The following is a 15973-nucleotide window of genomic DNA, read 5'->3' on the forward strand; positions in this document are numbered from 1 at the left end:
GTCAGCCTACCCACGCGCCATAGCGGGCAAGGATCCAGCTGCTTTCTTCTTGATTGATCGGCGGATTCTCGCGCGCGTCCACCCGCTTTGTGCCGCTCAGCGCTTCCTGATATTCGTTCCAGGCCATGCGCACATCAAAGTCCGCGCCTTGCACCTCGCGCCCGCACTTCCACGCCAGGCGGCACGCAAAGGCTTCGGCAAAGGCATCGTCCCAATTGGCCGGTTCGGGCACGTCAATGGCCCAGCGCGCATAAAGCGGCCCGGTCGCATCGCACAGCACCCGCCCTCCTTCGAGCTGGTACTTGTCGCGCGCTTCACTGTTCAGGATCTCGAACAGGCGCAGGGCGTCTGCTGGCAGTTCAAACGCGGCGGCAAAGGGATAGATTTCGGTGGCAGGCACGGCCGAAAGCTGGGCCAGCGGCCCCCGCCGCGCGGCAAAGTTGAACGATCCTTCGCGGATCGTCGCGCGCCGCTGCGCTGCCCACACGGCTTTCAGCGTCCGCGCCACCTTGCGGTCATCATCCAGCGAAAGGATGGTGGCACTAGCCCCCATCTTGATCGCTGCCATGTTGGCAATCTCGGTTTCGCTGGCCACGGCGCGCCGCCCTTATGCCAGCGGCGGCCATGGTCCGGCAAAAATGCGCGCCTTGATCGCATCGATCAGGATCAGCACCTCACCCTTGCTGATCGTGTTGTAATCCACGTTCAGGCTGATCGTCTCATTCTGCGCTTCGGCAGAACCAGCGGCCACAGCCACGTCTGCAAGGTTCACCTTGCCGCGCTGTACCGTCCATTTTGCTGCTGGCATTGTCGGACCTCACTTGTCTGAAGGAAGGAGGGGCGGGAAGCGTGGGGAGCATCGACGCGGTGCCATGCTTCCCGCCCTGCAACCGCGCGCTATGGGCGCGCCGTTGCGATCAGTTGACGCTGCAGGTTTCCAGTTCGATGGTCAGCAGCGTTCCCGCCGCGATGTTTGCCACCGCCACGGTCAGCAGGATGAGCTCGTCATCTTCCAGCGGCGCGTCGTCCAGCGTGCTGGCACGCGGACCGATCACGGTCGGCGCATCCAGCGGAGCGGTGAACGTGCGCGCAGCCACATACTTGCCAGTGCTGCCCGGAATGCCGATGGCAATGGTCGATGTGCCAAGGCTGGTATCGGTGCAGATGCGCACCGCCGTCAGTTTTTCGCCCGGTGCCAGCTTACCCAGCACCACGTCATCACCCACGGCCCACACGGTGCCGGGCACCTTGCTGGCCAGTGTCACTTTCTTTCCCGCGCCCACTTGGCGGCCGTCCACACGATCAGCCGGGATTTTGGCCCCGTCCAGAACGCCCACCTGCTGCGCTGCATAAAACCTTGCCATGTCCTGTGTTTCCTTGTGTCAGGAAGTGCGATTGGTGGCAGGTGGCGCATGGCCACCCACCAGCGCGATCAGCCCTTGGCGTTGAGGATGATGCCCGAAAGCTCGGGTTCGGTGCGCGTAACGCCCAGCGTGGTGCCGCCAAAACAGGCAATCGAGCCCATCTTTGTTGGCATTTCAGCCGTCCAGGTGCGCTCCTGCTGCCACCAGTTGCCGCGAATGCCGCCCTTCACCCAGAACGGCGTCTTGCGATAGCCGCTGCCATCGGTGGCAAGATCAGGGATGGTCTTGAGCAGCGGGTTGTCCAGCTTCATGTGCAAGAAGTTCCAGCCCAGCATGCGCATGATCTTGCCGTTGACGAATTCGCCGCCGAACGCGCCCTTGAAGTCGCTGCTGGTCGCAGGCACTTCGGAAAGCAGCGCGTCGTTGTCGTCCGGCGTCAGCAGCATCCAGCGCTCCATGTTCAGCGCTTCTTCTTCGTCTGCATAGCCTTCATCCAGCAGCTTGTTGGCCGAACGCAGCTTCATCGTGTTCATTTTCTGTGCGCCGCTGGCACCGCCGATCGTCACCGGCAAAATCTGCCCGCTGGGGAACGCGGTAACCGTGGTGCCGTCCTTGCCGCTGATGATCGGGCCATAGAACCCTTCAAGGATGCGACGGCGCTTAAAGCGATTGATCGTGGCGCTGATCGTCATCGTCGCCGTGCCCCGCAGATCGATGGCTGTGCCCAGCTTGTCGGCATTATCCACCAGCACCGCGTCATACAGCTCGTTCGGCTTCGGGATCCACACGCCGTCATAGGTGGGGTTGCTGAACTGCGTGTCGCCGTGGCGCGTATCGCCTTCAAAACCCTCGTTGTGGCCCACCAGATCCTGAACTTTGACCTTTTCAGCCGAAATATCGCTCTGCCACGTAATGCACTCGATCATTTTGGGCTTGGTCTGCTGCACGCGCAGCTTCACGTTGTTCGAATACTTGACCTGCATTGCAGGCGATACGTTCATCGACATGGCTCTCGCCTCTCGTCAAATGGGTTGGATTGTCCGATTTGTCGAAAGGCTTGCCGGAAGCTCCGGGCCCTCTATCGTTTTACGCCCGCGATCGGCGGCTGATTCTACAGCTTTGTCGGGGCCACTTGGGGCTTGCCCGCTCTTGCGCAGTTTTCTGATCGACCCTGCGCGAAACGACAGGCCGGAAAATGATCCATCACCGGCCTGCCGTCAAGTGGTTTAGGCAGCGCGCGCCTTGCGCTCCGCCGCATCGGCCATCGCGTCGCTCAAGCGCTTGTAGCGCGCGTTTTCCGGCGTTCCGTCCGTCATCGCCTTTTTCACCCACTCCTGATCGCCCATCAGGTTATCAAGCTCAACTTTGGCCTGTTCACCAGTCACGCCGAACTTGCCCGTGCCACCGCCAATCAGCGTGTCCTCGGCCATGCCCGCGCCCAGCTTGGCCATGACGGTCAGCGCCTTTTCTGGCCCCCATGCCATGCGCAGGCCCTGCAGATCTCCCTTGGTCAGGCCCAGCGCCGTTGCGGCCTTGTCGATCGCGGCAATCTTGGCATTGGCTTCATTGCCTTGCGCCTTGATCCACGTCGCCGCCTCGGTGTCTAGGGCGCGCGTCCGGGTGTTCAGATCGTCCAGCTCGCCCTGGATGTAATCGCTCACCAGCGCTTCCATCGGCCCTTTGGGCAGGCCGTGCTTGTGCGCAAAAGTCGCAATGCGATCGAGCGTGGCCGAATTCAATTCCAGCGGTTGCCCGTCCTCGCCCACCGGCGGCTTGAACTCATACCCCGTGGGCGCTTCGGGCACGCCCACCGCCTTGCGATAGGCCGCGATTTCCTCTGGCGTGGCCCCTTCGCCCGGCACTTTCACGCGCCCGCTGTCATGGATGGCCTGTTCGGCCGCCCGCAGCGATTTGGCCACGCTGTTCAGATCCTTGAAGCCCTTCGCCTTCATCCAGTCCCGCAGCGAAGCTTTTTCCCCTTCGCCAACTTCGGCGGAAATGTTCTGATACCAGTCAGGATCAGCCGCGCCTTGGCCGTCTGCACCCTGCTGCTGCTGGCCATCACCGCCCTGATCGCCGCCTTGGCCGCCAGCACCCTGATCGCCCGCCCCTTGCTGCTGGTCACCACTGCCACCGCTCGCGCTGCCACCGGCACCGCCCAGAAGATCGCCAGCGCCGCCCGTTCCTGCTCCACCAGCGCCAGCGCCGCCGTCTTGTTCACTTTCATTGGCCATCGTCGAGCTCCATCATTTTGCGGACTTCGTATTCGTCCAGGTTAAGCATGATGCAGATCCGCACGAACACTTCGCGCCGCCCCTCGCGCCGCGCCAGTTGGTGCGGGTCTGCATGAAAAATCGTCTTGCTAGCTGCGCCGCAAAACTGCCCCAGATCGCGCAGCACGATCCGCCCGGCGCGGTGCGGCTTGCCATCGGGGCCAAGGAACAGCCACCGCAGGATCCACCGCGTGGCAAGCCGGGCAAGGAACCGCTCGGGAACCCCGAACAGCAACGCCTTGAACTCGCGCGCAATCACGATGGCCTTTTCGCGCAGCCGGTTGTTGTAGGTATCGCGCGCCATCACGCCGCCTCGCTAATCTGATTGGCTCTGGCCACATCGAGGTATGCCCCCGCCGCACCCTGCAGCTGCTCCACGCCCGCCGCCGCCTGTTCGGCTTCGGCCCGCTGCTCGCGGCGCGCGGCAATGGCATCGGGCGTGCGCACATAGGCCAGCGGCACGCCCAGCGCCTGCCCAAGGCCCTGCGCCACCGCATCGGCATCCACCGCGTCCATGACAGTCGGATCAATGCCCGCCAGCACGCCCAGCCCTTCGATGAAGCGCAATGTCTTTCCGGTCGATTCCGCGCGCGCCATCTGCGCCAGCGGATTTTCATAATCGATCATCGGCCATGCGCCCGCCTCGATCACTTCGGGCGGGAAGGGGTCAATCTGCCCGGCGCGCAATGCCAGGTCCAGATCGCGATTACTCACCGGATGCTGCTTTTCCATGGCATAGCGCCCGGCATAGGGCCGCACCAGCACGCCCTGCTTTGCCATCACTTCCAGCACTTCCGTGGTGGTCATGCGCGAATTGGGGTCCGTCAGGATCTTGTAGAACTCTTCCAGAAACGCCGTGCGGATCATCTGGCGTTCGTTCTCGATGTCCTGCGTTACCCAGGGCAGCGCGCCTTCGCCGCCCGGCATGCGCGTCACCAGCGACCGGCCATCATTGGTAACCAATCCCGCATTCAGCCCGCCCGGCTTGGTGGAAAGCGATGTGATACCATCGTCGTCAAAGAACAGCAGCGCCGGATCGACCGCCTTGTGCCCGGCGCGCAGCGTCGTGGCGCGCATCGCGTTCACGCCGTTGATCGTCGGCATCATCTTTATCGCCGGGCTGCGGCCATACTTTTCGCCGGGGCTGGTCGTGTGGCGGCTCACCGATATCGGCATGGTGAAAAACCCGCCGCGGCGAACATAGATCTTCTCGTCACAGGCCAGATAGCGCGAAGCAATCGGCTTGCCGCGCCAGTCCATCGCATCGCGGTCCCACCGCGTGTTGGGCTTGATCACATGCAGCAGCTCGAATGGCGTTTCGGGCTTGTTCTCTTCCAGCGCCTTCAGCATCTTGGGCGTCAGGTTGGCATAGCCGAACAGCTGCTCGCACTGCCTTGCCGTGCGCGTGATCTTGCGCAGCACGGTATCCACCAGCCCCGCCGCGTCCACATCGATGTAGCATTCGCTCAGGTGCAGCGTGCGGTAGATCAGGCCGCGCCCGCCGATGGCTTCCTGCCACATCGGCGAAGTGCCATAACGGCCCAGCTGGTCCCAATCCTCGTGCGCGGCCACACCGAACCCGGTTTGCATCGCGTGCCGGATCGCATAAAGCCGCTTACCCGCATATTCGCACCACAACTGCACATTGCGCAGCCGCATCAGGTTTTCGTCCTGAAACACCGGCTTGATGTAATCTTTTTCTTCAGGCGTCGTTATCGCCACGCCCGCCGCCGCAAAGCGTTCCAGCGCCATGATGTGCGTCGGGTCATAGTTGCGCTGGCCACGGATTTCGCCCGCGCTTTTTTTGTCGAATCCGCCCGCCCCATCGGGAAACCGTTCATCAATTTCGCGCCAGGCGTTCTCATAGGGCGCGCGCTCGGCGGCAAGGCGTTCCAGATCGCGGATATCGTCCTTGGCCAGCGCGTCATCCTGCAGCCTGTCAACCATGTCAGCCATTCGCTCGCTCCGTCAAAATCAGAGGGGGAAAGGGGACGCGCCACGCGGCGCGCCCCTCAATCGGTCAGCCCGCCGGGAAAACCACATCGTGGCGCATGTCCATCTTGCGCCCCGGCATCACGTCCAGCACATCGGCGCGCGGCCCCCACGCCACCTGTTCACCGTTCAGGAACAGGCCATATCCGGCCAGTTTCACCGGCCCTGCCATCGGCCCTTCCACCGGCAATTCGGGCACACGCAGCTGCAGGCCAACGGGCGTCACCGCCCACACCTTGCCCGATGGCAGAATGGGCGAAATGCCCACTTCGGCCTTGCCGTCAGAGAACACGATTTCCACCAGATCAGCCGCCTGAATTTCAGCCAGCAGCTCGTGCGGCGCAGGCAACCCGGCGTCCGACATCGGCCCACACTTGCGCGCCTTGGCCTTGCCCGTCCGCGTGCGCGGTGCCGCATCGATCTTGGCCAGCTTCGCCAGCGCCACATCGCGTTCGGCCACAGCATCATCGCGCTCTTTGGTCAGCAATGCGATGGTTTCGCGCGCCTCGTTCAGGTCGCTTTCCAGCGCCATAAACGCTTCTTCCGGCACGCTAACCTGATTGCCTTCGCCCTTCGCAGCGTCGACAAATTCGGCATTTTCGCCCACAACTGCTTCCGCATTTTCGGAACCAATATCAGTTTCTGCCACGTCTCTTCTCCTTAGCTGCCGACCACAAGTCGGCCGATTGATCCGGCAGCGGCTTCCGCCCCGGTTGTCCCTGTGATGATGTCCGCCGCCGCACCGCGCCGGCGCGCCAGCTCCTGATCGCGCTCCACCATGCGCGCGGCATCGTCGCGCGTGGCCTGAATGGGCGTGCCCGCTGGCGGCTTTTTCTTGCCCTTGAACAGCGCATTAAGGCCGACACCTAGCAATCCGCCGTTGATGACGAACTTCGCCACTTTCCCAAGAAAACTCATGTCACTGCACTCCTCTGAAAACATCGAACTCGCTGTCGTTGCGCACTTGCCGCCCTTGCTCCCGGCGCGGCTTGCCCCTGATGTCCCGGATCACGTGTTCGCCTTCCAGCGCGGCGTATTGCTCGGCGTCGGCCACGTGGGTGAAGATCGTGTTGGCAATCTCGACGTGGCCCTTGGTTTCGCCCGTCTTCAGATCCTCTTTTTCGTAGCGATATCCGCCCGAATGCGCCTTGATCAGGTGGCGGCACGATGGGTCTACTTGGTAACCGTGGCGGGTTGATTGCGCGCGCCAGATGGCCTCATTGCGCAATGCCGCACGGTTGCTTTTGGCCTTGTGAATCTTGCCCAGCCCCAGCGCGGCCTGGCAGGCCAGCACCCAATCGTGCTCATTGTCCTCGCGGTCATCCGCCGCAAAGGCCGCAGGGTCACACACGAACCGGATTTCGTCCTTTTCGATGGCGGGATATCGCTCGATAATCGCGTTGCGCAGCTTCCGGCCGAACGCCGTTGGCCCCACTTTCAGCAGCCGCTTGCGATCGTCCGAAAGGTTCACAACCTCAAACAGCGTGCGGATATTGCCGTATTCGTCGAACTGCAGCCCCGCCGCCGCCGCAAACAGGCCCTGATCGATGCCCACAATCAGCTTGCGGCGCGGGTTATACACGCACTGCCCCACGTGCGCCGAATGCTGAAACTCGCCGTTGACCGGCTTGCCAAACATCATGGCCACCGGCTTGTTGTGCACCATGCGGTCCACATATCCGGGCTTGTGCTTGTTCGCGGCCACCTGCAGCACGTAGTAACCGCGCCCACCGGGCAGGTTGTGGATGTTTTCGGCATCCGGCTCCATGCCACCGGGCTGGATAAAGGTTTCCACCAGCGGCCGCCCGCCCAGCGCATCGCTCAATTGCGCCTTGTCGTCCTCGGTCAGGCCCTCAATCTCGCGGTCCATCGCCAGCACATAGGCGTGGTTCTCGATGTCGGGCATGTTCATCGAGATGATGATTTGCGGATCGACTACCAGCGAAGGATCAAGGTCGGAAAAGCGGCCAACACGGCCCGTCAGATACGGCACCAGGTCCGATGGTTGAAGGTCAGCCTCGTCAACGATTACCGCGTTGACTTCCCACCCACGGCAGGCCTCTTCCACGGTCTGATCGCCGATTGCGCGGAACTCGAATTCCACGTCCAGCACGTCGATCGGTCGCCCATCGGCATCGCGCCGCAGGATCTTGCGAAAGCTGTGCGTGAATGGCGCCGACCACAGAAATTTGCCCTCGTCTTCGGGCACGATATTGAACCAGCTTTTGAGCGTGGTCGATTTCAGGCTTGGATAGCTTTCACGGATCACCCCGATGCGCGCCTTGCGCCACGTGATGCCGTTATCGTCCCGCACCCCGCCCTGCATCGCGGCCACACGAAGGCCCTTCTGCAGCGCCGCCATGGTTTTGCCAGAGCCCACCGGCCCGATGATGTTGCAGATGAAGGCCCGGCTGCGCATGAACGCATCGGCCACCGGCCCCGGTGATCGCAACCGGCGCGGTTTCGACGGCATTTTCACAGCCCATCCTCCCCTTCATCATCCAGCGGCGCAAAATCCGCTTCCATGATGTCCGCCAGCTCGTCGCGCGTGTGCGTCACGCCCTCGATGATCAGATCCGCCACGCCCGAAAAGCTCATGTCCACGCGCACCGGTTGCTTGCCCTCGATGTAGGGCAGCAGCGATTCCGCACAGCGCGCGCGCAGCTGCTTGGCCTCGCCAATCGTCATGCGCCGCTTTGGCGGATCCATCGCCGCTGATTGCTCCACCATCACTTCTTCCGGCGTGTCCTGGATTTGCATCAGCGTGATGGCCGGATGCTGGCCAAAGCTAAGGATATACTTGCGGAAATCATCGGTGCGCCGGTTGCGAACGCCCTTGGGCCGCCCCCGCCGCCGGGCTTCGGCCAGCACGGCCAGCGAACCCGCTCCCGGCCCTAACGCCTCCCGTGCCTCTACCATCGTTTCCGCATCCGGCACGCCCAGCAGATCGAGCTGCTCGGCCTCTTGCGCCGCTGCCTGCTCGACCAGCGCCTTGGTTTCGCGGATCATGTCGTCCGCCACGGTTTTTCCACCAGGGTTAGTTGACATGACTCACCCTCACGCTACCGTCACAAAATCGACGCGGCATTCCCGCCAGACCCCCACCCAGACCCAGCGCCCGCTTTGCGGGTTGGCGGACTCCCCACCCAAACCCCGACCCGTTGCTGCGCCTCACACTTTGGCGGGTTCCCGAAGCCTTGCGCTCAGCGCCGCTAAGGATCAGGCCCGAATTGCGGTTCCAAATCTGGAAAATCGCGGGCGCGAAGGTGCAAGGGGACGCGCGCGATGGCGCTGGGGGCAAGGGGGGGTGCCCGGCCCGATCGAGGCCCCCCCCTGCCGATCCGGCCCCTGCCGACCGCGCCCAGGGCGCGCCCTGCGTTAGCCTGACAGGCTTATGCCCGAGGTCCGATAGTCCAGCAAAACCAACGCTTTGCGCCCACCCTTCCAACATCGGCCTTCCAACACGCCCCGACGCACCCCCGCAAACCCGCAGAAATCGGCCATTCTCGCCCCACGCGCCCAGCTGCTCGATCTCACCCCGATCGACCGCCCCGCCCAGCGCCCGGGCAGGCCCAAAATCGCCAAAACTTTCGCCGCCGCGCCCGCCCTTCACACCGCTAGCGAGGCCATCCGGCACCGTGCAGCGATATCCGCCCACCAGAATATTCAACTGGACGCCCCGCAGGCCCTGACTTTCGAGGCTTTGCGATGCCGGTTGCAAGTGCAACCGCGCTGCAACCGTTCTGCAACCATTAACCCAATGTTCTACATGGATATAATTAACCGGTTGCAAAGTTGCAGATTTCAGAACCCCCCTAGATACGTGCGCGCGCGCGCCTACGCACGCACACGCATAGCGCGAGGCCACAGCCTGCAACCGTGCAACCGCCACGGAAAGCGCAATGATATCAATGTTTTGAGAGTTGCAGGACGGTTGCAGCCGGGTTGCGCTTGCAACCGCCACCCCGGACCCGATCAGACCGCAAAGGCTGGCAACCAACTTATTCGCATCCCCACGGGCCGGGGTCAAACGGAAAGCGCTGCACAGGGCGCGACTCGGCGCGCCAGCCATACGTTGCACAGCGGGCCGGGGCGTGATTGATGAGCGGCCGCGCACCGCTTCGCCTGCGGCTCCGCTGCGGCCGCATGTCGGTGCCAACCGCACGCCCTGGTCAATCATCGATCGCAGCGTAACAGGCTGATAGTGCAGGCGATTGCGCACCGCCTTGCCACGCTGGCGCGTGTCAAGGCTGCAATCGCGCGCAGGCATAAACCGCCCACAATCCGCCCCCTTTATACGCGCGCTAAAAAATCGCTTGACACTAATTAAAGGTTCCGTATTTTCGGAACCACTGAAACCCCAGGCAAGGGCCGGGGTCATGGTCAAGGAAGGACCGCCACCATGGCAAAGCTCGACACGTACGAATCCGTCACGAACGCCATCATCGCCCGCCTCGAGTCCGGCGTTAAGCCATGGGCCCCGCGCTGGATCAGCGGCGGCGTTGGCGGTGGCATGGTCATGCCGCGCCGCCACAATGGCGAATGCTATCGCGGCATCAACGTGCTGCTGCTGTGGGCCACGGCCGAAGATCGCGGGTACCGCGCCCCCACATGGATGACGTTCAAGCAGGCGCTCGAACTTGGCGGCGCTGTCCGCAAGGGCGAAAAAGGCACGATGATCGTGTTCTTTAAAAAGCTCACGATTACTGAACAGAATGAAGCGGGCGAAGATCGGGACAAGCAAATCCCCATGCTGCGCACCTACTTTGTCTTCAACGTCGAACAGATCGATGGCCTGCCCGCCAAGTATTACCCGGCCGAGGTTGAGCTGGTCGGCGGCAAGGACCGCGACGAAGCGGCCGAGGCCGCGCTGCGCAGCTGCGGTGCCGATATCCGCGAAAGCGGTGACAAGGCGTTCTATGTCCCGTCGCAGGACTATGTGAACATGCCCAGCTTTGACCGCTTCCACACCGCCAGCGGCTACCTTGCCACTCTGGCGCATGAATTGTGCCACTGGACCGGCGCAAAGCACCGCCTCGATCGTGATCAAAAGGGCGCTTTCGGGTCTAAGGACTATGCGGCCGAGGAACTGGTTGCAGAAATCGGCGCTGCCTTCATCGGCGCGCGCCTGGGTTTTGTCGGCGAACACATCGACAATCACGCCAGCTATCTGGCCAGCTGGTTGAAGGCCCTCAAGAACGACAAGCGCGCCATTTTCCGCGCCGCTGCCATGGCCCAGGCCGCTGCAGACATGGTGCTGGCCAATGCCGATCTTGCCGCCCCTGCAGCCCCCGTTGAGCCTGTCCAGGACGTGGCCCCCATCGCCGCACCCGCGCAGCTGGCCATGGCCCTCTGACCGGTCATAGCGCCGCTGGGCAGGTGTCCAGCGGCCATATGACCGGCCACTGTCGCCCGTCGCAAAGGAGTCCGACCGATGTACAACAAAGCAGCCGCGACAATTGCAGAAAAGCTGTCTGCGCAGACCACGGCAGGCCAGAACCTCCGTGATCACATGCGCAAGTTTCTCAACCAAGCTGAGGCGTTGAACGACTACGCCGGGCAAGACTTCGATCGCGTTCAGCAATTTGCGCAGTGGATTTACATTCTTAGCGAGGAGGCCTGAACCATGCCCACCTTCACCCCCACCATCCGCGATGGCCAGCTGCTCGGCAATGTGCGCGGCAAAAGGCCGCTTGGCCGCGCCCTGGGCGATAGCTTCATGACGGTGGATTGCTTTGGCGATACGGTCGAAGTCGTCTACTGGCAGCACAACCCTAGCGGCCACGATGTGCATACTTGCCGCGCCTACGTCCGGTTTGTTTACGTCATCGATGAGGCCTGAACCATGCGCCGCCGCAACCCCACATGGACCCACCGCCGCACCCGCCCCTTCACCCCGGCAGAGGATCAGGAACTGTGCCAGATGGTGCGGTGCGGCCTCTCGGTCGAATTCTACAAGGACAACTTGCCCGGCCGCAGCTTTGGCGAAATTCTCGCCCGCCGCCTTGATCTGATAAAGGCTGGCGCGGTGCAGATGGCCCGCCGTATCTAACCCCATCACAGCCGGGCCGGGGAAGTCGTTGCACCTTCCCACAGCCCGGCCATGGCGCAGGCGGGCGCGCCTATCAAACGCCCACCGCTGTCCAAAGGCCGCTGGCGCTCTCAAACCGCCGCCCCCGGATCTTGTGCCGCAATCTTGCCCCGCCATGCCGCCACGGCTTCGGGCTGGCTCTCTGCAGGCAATTCGCTCTCGTGCAGGATCTCGTGCAGCGGGATAAGGACCGCGCGGTATGCCTGCCGCGCCATCTTCACCGCCGCCACTTCGATGGCGCCGGGCACGCGTACCAGCGTTTGCTTGTAAACCCCGCCTTGCCACTTGGTGCCCCGGAACACTTCATCCAGCGCCACATGCTTGGCCGCGATCGCCACATAGCCGGGCCCGTCATGCGGCAGGAAACGCTCCACGCCCCATTTGCCGCTGCTGGCGTTCCACTTGGGGTTGACCAGTTTCAGGCCCAGCTGCTCGATCCATTCGCGCTCTACCGGCGTCAGGTGCTCGGGGTTCAGCCCCTTGGCCACCGCCTCACCAATCAATGACCCGATAACCTGCCGTTCGGCATTGCCGCGCGGTTGCGCGCTCGATGTCATCAGATGCCGCAGGCAGGTTTCCTGATCGCTCATGGCATCGTTCACTTCGGCCATCTTGAACGGCGCGCATTCATGCGCCCACTGCTCCACTTCCTCGTCGTCGGGCAGCTCGTGATCGGTCAGCACATGCGCACAGGCCAGCAGCGTGCCGAACTGGTCGCACCCCCGGCTGTCGTGGCCCTTTTTGGCCAGCGCCGCGTGAAACTTGGCCTTCACCTGGGCAAGGATAGGCCACATCTCGATCATGCGCCGCTGCAGCTTGCGCCCGATGTCCTCAAAATCGATGGCTTCAAAGTCGGGCGGAATCGTCCCATCGGCAAAGGGCCGCAATTCCAGAATGGCCAACCGGCTGCGGTCGCTGGCCTCGATCGGCGGAATGTTGATCGATGAAAACCAGAACGGCGATTGCAGCGTGAATTCGTGCGCCTGGTGATCCTGCCCGCCGCGATGCACCTTGTCGCCGCTGCTGCTGATGCGCGCCAGGTCGATGATTTCGGTAACCTTGCGGTTGTCCGCGCTCGGCTCGATTTCGTCCAGCATCACCGGCACGGTCGAATTGCGCAACGATTGCCGCAGCGCCGCCGCCGATGTCTGCCCCGTACGGAACAGCGCTTCGCCATACATGCGCGGCACAATCCCGCGCCGCCCGTTCAGCGCGCTCTTGCCGGTGCCCCGGTCGCCGGTAATCCACACGTTGCTGCGCCAGGGCAGCGCCCCACCGATAAAGCCCTGCCCGATGGCCCCCAACAGCAACCGCACGTCCAGCTTGGGCCGCTTCCAGTTCCACGTGCGCAGCAGCGCGATAACATCGGTCACCGGCTTTAGGCTGGTCGATTGGTGCCACGGGTGCGGTATCGGCGCACCAGCGGGATAGACGAACCGCTCGAACAGCCCCGTATCTTCCCATTCTGGGGCCAGCAGCCCGCCCTTGGCCTTGGCGCGCAACACCAGCAACCGGTCGCCCAGGTGCAGCAACAGCCCGCCACCGGTCAGCGCATGCGCACCGCGCCCGCGCAACCGGCCTGCAGGGTCGAAGATTCCGCGCCGCACGCATTCCTCGATCATCGCGCGGCTTGCGTCGGCCTGGTCAAAGCCCACGATCTCGGACGGCTTCACCAGCATGCGGTCCTTGCCGCGCCCCTCATAGACCGGCGCGGACCATTGCGGAAAATTCTCTTCCAGCCATCCGCTATCCGGCCCAAACAGGTGGATCAGCGAATTCTTGCCATGCCGGTTCCCGGCTTCCAGCCCCACGATCTGGCCCAGTCGGTCAAGGTAATAGCACTTCTGCGAACCATCCAGCCCGGCCGAAACGCCCAGCGGCTGCACCGGCGATCCGGGCGGGAAGGGGGGGCGGTCACCATTGCCGCGCTCAAAGAACGGGCCGGGGTCACCCGCCTCGGCCATGTCCGGCGCGCGCACCGGATTGTCCAGCGCGTCGGCAATCTCTTGCGCCGTCCCAAGGTCTTGTGCGCTCATTGGGAACCTTTCAGGGAACAGGTGGCGCTGATGCAGTCACGGCCAAACCATGCCGGCTTCCGCGCATCGCACCCTTCGCACCACAGCTTGCCATCCTCACACGGCACAGGCGGCAACGGCTTGTGCCAAACCCGCGCACGGCTGCCCATTTCCATGCCGCTCGGCGCGGTCGCCAGGTCGATCTTTTCGGCAAATTGCCGTGCGCGCGCCGATGGCGATGGGGCTGGCGGGGGGTCTCTACCTTCCACCGCCACCGGCACGCTGGCAGGCTGCACCGGCATGACTGCAGCCTGTTTCAATTCCTCAACCGTCGCCCCGCGCTCAACACAGGGCTTGGCCTTTGCCTCTACCGTCGCCCCGGACTTGATCCGGGGTCCCGCTTCCTTCTTGGGCCAAACAAACACCCGCACCAAAGGCACAGGCCGCTTCTTCGCCCCCGCCTTGCGGTCAAACCCCCAGCGCAGCAACGCACTCACGCCGCTACCCCGCCCAATTTCGGCCCATCAAATCCCGCCCGTCCTGAGCCTGTCGAAGGACCAGCCCCAACACCCCGCAACCAGTCATTCACATCCTTGAACGGCGCAGGTGGCATCACCAGGCGCACGTCCATGCCCCGCGCCTGCTGCTGCGCAATGCTGCGTTCCAGCGCCTCGATGGCCTTGGGCTTTTCGTCGCGGTCCGCCACAATCACGATGCGCCGCGCATTTTCCGGCAGCACGATCGCGCCGATATTGCCCAGCGATACAGCGGCAATCACCCGCAGTTCCGGCTTGATCATCCGCACAACCAGCGCGTCCTCGATGCCTTCGGTCACATAAACCGGCTCGCCCTCGGGCATCTTCGCCATGCTCTTGCCGCTTGCGCCCTTGTTGATCGGCACAAACCCGCCCCACATCGCGCCCAGCACTTTCTTGGCGTTCTTCCCGTCGATCTTGGCCCAGCCACGCTGGCGGCAGATCTGCAGGTACGTGCGGTGCACCGCCACCAGCTGGCCATCGGCAGTATAGATCGGGGCCAGCATTGCGGGGATCTTGCAGCGTTCGTCCTTGTTCCACACTTCGGCGTGGTATCGCAGGCATCCGGGCCATTCCTGCCCGTCGCGAAGCGTGATGGCGCGCCCGCGCAGATAGGCCGCCGCCGGTGTCCCGGCAATGTCCGCGCCGGAAAGATACAGCCCACGCGCCCGCCGCACCCGCACGTCGCGCTCGGCCGCCGCGTCCTCGTCCCGCTGGCGCTGCATCGCCGCCAGCTCGGCCGCCTTGCGCGCCATCGTTTCCGGGTCGCTGCGCACCGCTGCAGGCGTCCAGGCATCGACAATGCCCAACCGCCCCTTGGCCCAATCCACCGCGCCCTTTTTGTCCAGCCCTTGCGTGGCCTGGATCAGGTCCAGCATGTCGCCATAATCGGTCCCGGCATAATCGCGCCAGGTGCCCTGCTTGGTGCCTTGCAGGTGCAACACCAGGCTGTCCCCGGCCTCGCCCATCACCGACCCGGCTTTAAGGTACGCCCCTTCCTTGTGCGCGCCGGGCAAAAGCTCCTTGCCAATGCTCTCCGCATTGTCGCGCAGCTGCTGCTCGATCTCGGCCACGGAAATCAGCGTCATGGCGTTATCACCGCCAGCAATCGGTCCGCCACAAGTTTGGTGTAGCCAACGATATCGTGCCAGCTATCGTGAAAGTCCGGGTCGCCATTGAGAATGCGCGCAACCTTGTGCGCAATCATTTCAAGGCATTCGCGCTGATCAGGCTGCAAGCTTTGCCAGTTAGGGCTGTCCGCCATCGCCGCCTTGATTGCCTGAGCAATCCGCGCGTGCTCGGTAAACTTGCCATAGCGCGCGCCGCGTTCCGCCAGCGTTGCGTCAATACCGGTCGGATCGCACGCGCCGCAAGGCAGCCCCAGCGGTACGCCATGCCCACAATTTCCTAACGAGCCAGACATTCAGGCGGCGTCCTTTACATCAGGAAAAAACTCATCTGCTGACAAACCGGTCACTGCGCGCAATTTCGGCATGAAGTTCGCCGCTGGACGGCGACGACCTTTTTCCCAGTTGTACCAAACTGGGCGTGTCGTGCCGACGAGAGCCGCAGCAGCTTCAAGCGTTAAGCCATTGGCCTTTCGCCATTTTTCCAATGGGTGACTTTGTTTGCTTTGCGACATGATCGTAATGTTAGCTTTTCGCCAACATTACGCAAGCCTTGCGGAGAATCAAGTTGGTGA

General features: G+C 63.2%; 20 protein-coding genes. 4 read left to right on the plus strand and 16 right to left on the minus strand.

Going from position 1 to position 15973, the window contains the following annotated elements:
- Nucleotide 1: 1 nt before the first annotated feature.
- From AC2A1F_RS00845 to AC2A1F_RS00895, 11 genes are all read right to left on the minus strand, one after another.
- Entirely contained in the window at nucleotides 2-595 is a 594-nt protein-coding gene (locus tag AC2A1F_RS00845) for a phage connector family protein (RefSeq protein ID WP_484206890.1), read from the minus strand.
- Between the two features lie 12 nt (nucleotides 596-607).
- Complete coding sequence (locus AC2A1F_RS00850) at nucleotides 608-808, minus strand: hypothetical protein (RefSeq protein WP_484206891.1); 201 nt, start codon at nucleotides 806-808, stop codon at nucleotides 608-610.
- Between the two features lie 109 nt (nucleotides 809-917).
- Nucleotides 918-1364, minus strand: coding sequence for a hypothetical protein (locus AC2A1F_RS00855; RefSeq protein ID WP_484206892.1), 447 nt, complete (start codon nucleotides 1362-1364; stop codon nucleotides 918-920).
- Between the two features lie 68 nt (nucleotides 1365-1432).
- Entirely contained in the window at nucleotides 1433-2371 is a 939-nt protein-coding gene (locus AC2A1F_RS00860) for a phage capsid protein (protein WP_484206893.1), read from the minus strand.
- Between the two features lie 219 nt (nucleotides 2372-2590).
- Entirely contained in the window at nucleotides 2591-3598 is a 1008-nt protein-coding gene (locus AC2A1F_RS00865) for a hypothetical protein (protein ID WP_484206894.1), read from the minus strand.
- Complete coding sequence (locus tag AC2A1F_RS00870) at nucleotides 3588-3941, minus strand: Bbp19 family protein (protein ID WP_484206895.1); 354 nt, start codon at nucleotides 3939-3941, stop codon at nucleotides 3588-3590. Before AC2A1F_RS00870 ends, AC2A1F_RS00865 begins: the two co-directional genes overlap by 11 nt.
- Complete coding sequence (locus AC2A1F_RS00875) at nucleotides 3941-5593, minus strand: portal protein (RefSeq protein ID WP_484206896.1); 1653 nt, start codon at nucleotides 5591-5593, stop codon at nucleotides 3941-3943. Before AC2A1F_RS00875 ends, AC2A1F_RS00870 begins: the two co-directional genes overlap by 1 nt.
- A 64-nt stretch (nucleotides 5594-5657) precedes the next feature.
- Complete coding sequence (locus AC2A1F_RS00880) at nucleotides 5658-6278, minus strand: hypothetical protein (RefSeq protein ID WP_484206897.1); 621 nt, start codon at nucleotides 6276-6278, stop codon at nucleotides 5658-5660.
- A gap of 11 nt (nucleotides 6279-6289) precedes the next feature.
- Complete coding sequence (locus tag AC2A1F_RS00885; protein ID WP_484206898.1) at nucleotides 6290-6547, minus strand: hypothetical protein; 258 nt, start codon at nucleotides 6545-6547, stop codon at nucleotides 6290-6292.
- Nucleotide 6548: 1 nt separating this feature from the next.
- The gene (locus AC2A1F_RS00890) at nucleotides 6549-8102 is read right to left on the minus strand and encodes a hypothetical protein (protein ID WP_484206899.1); all 1554 of its coding nucleotides are present in this window, start codon (nucleotides 8100-8102) and stop codon (nucleotides 6549-6551) included.
- Between the two features lie 2 nt (nucleotides 8103-8104).
- Nucleotides 8105-8677 carry a hypothetical protein gene (locus tag AC2A1F_RS00895; RefSeq protein WP_484206900.1) on the minus strand — a complete coding sequence of 191 codons (573 nt, stop codon included), beginning with the start codon at nucleotides 8675-8677 and terminating at the stop codon, nucleotides 8105-8107.
- A 1354-nt stretch (nucleotides 8678-10031) separates the two neighbouring features.
- On the opposite strand from AC2A1F_RS00895, the gene AC2A1F_RS00900 reads away from it, so the two are divergent.
- The 4 genes from AC2A1F_RS00900 (at nucleotide 10032) to AC2A1F_RS00915 (ending at nucleotide 11681) form a co-directional block, all read left to right on the plus strand.
- Complete coding sequence (locus AC2A1F_RS00900) at nucleotides 10032-10985, plus strand: ArdC family protein (RefSeq protein WP_484206901.1); 954 nt, start codon at nucleotides 10032-10034, stop codon at nucleotides 10983-10985.
- Between the two features lie 78 nt (nucleotides 10986-11063).
- A complete protein-coding gene (locus tag AC2A1F_RS00905) occupies nucleotides 11064-11252 on the plus strand; it encodes a hypothetical protein (RefSeq protein WP_484206902.1) in 189 nt (62 codons plus the stop codon).
- Nucleotides 11253-11255: 3 nt separating this feature from the next.
- On the plus strand, nucleotides 11256-11471 hold the full coding sequence (locus AC2A1F_RS00910) for a hypothetical protein (protein WP_484206903.1): 216 nt from the start codon (nucleotides 11256-11258) through the stop codon (nucleotides 11469-11471).
- A 3-nt stretch (nucleotides 11472-11474) separates the two neighbouring features.
- A complete protein-coding gene (locus AC2A1F_RS00915; protein ID WP_484206904.1) occupies nucleotides 11475-11681 on the plus strand; it encodes a hypothetical protein in 207 nt (68 codons plus the stop codon).
- 110 nt (nucleotides 11682-11791) lie between these two features.
- Here the strand turns inward: AC2A1F_RS00915 and AC2A1F_RS00920 are convergent, their stop codons facing one another.
- From AC2A1F_RS00920 to AC2A1F_RS00940, 5 genes are read right to left on the minus strand one after another with little or no spacing between them, the layout of a single operon-like run.
- Nucleotides 11792-13756, minus strand: a complete 1965-nt coding sequence (locus AC2A1F_RS00920; protein ID WP_484206905.1) for a hypothetical protein — start codon at nucleotides 13754-13756, stop codon at nucleotides 11792-11794.
- Entirely contained in the window at nucleotides 13753-14232 is a 480-nt protein-coding gene (locus AC2A1F_RS00925; protein ID WP_484206906.1) for a hypothetical protein, read from the minus strand. The genes AC2A1F_RS00920 and AC2A1F_RS00925 overlap by 4 nt, the downstream gene beginning before the upstream one ends.
- The gene (locus tag AC2A1F_RS00930) at nucleotides 14229-15359 is read right to left on the minus strand and encodes a DUF7146 domain-containing protein (RefSeq protein WP_484206907.1); all 1131 of its coding nucleotides are present in this window, start codon (nucleotides 15357-15359) and stop codon (nucleotides 14229-14231) included. The genes AC2A1F_RS00925 and AC2A1F_RS00930 overlap by 4 nt, the downstream gene beginning before the upstream one ends.
- Nucleotides 15356-15694: a DUF6378 domain-containing protein gene (locus AC2A1F_RS00935; RefSeq protein WP_484206908.1), complete on the minus strand. Its 339-nt coding sequence runs from the start codon at nucleotides 15692-15694 to the stop codon at nucleotides 15356-15358. The genes AC2A1F_RS00930 and AC2A1F_RS00935 overlap by 4 nt, the downstream gene beginning before the upstream one ends.
- Nucleotides 15695-15913 (minus strand): helix-turn-helix domain-containing protein, encoded by a 219-nt coding sequence (locus AC2A1F_RS00940; RefSeq protein ID WP_484206909.1) that lies wholly within the window; start codon nucleotides 15911-15913, stop codon nucleotides 15695-15697. It abuts the gene before it with no gap.
- Nucleotides 15914-15973 lie beyond the last annotated feature (60 nt).

This window comes from Novosphingobium sp. HNCC26BN242 (assembly GCF_057180525.1).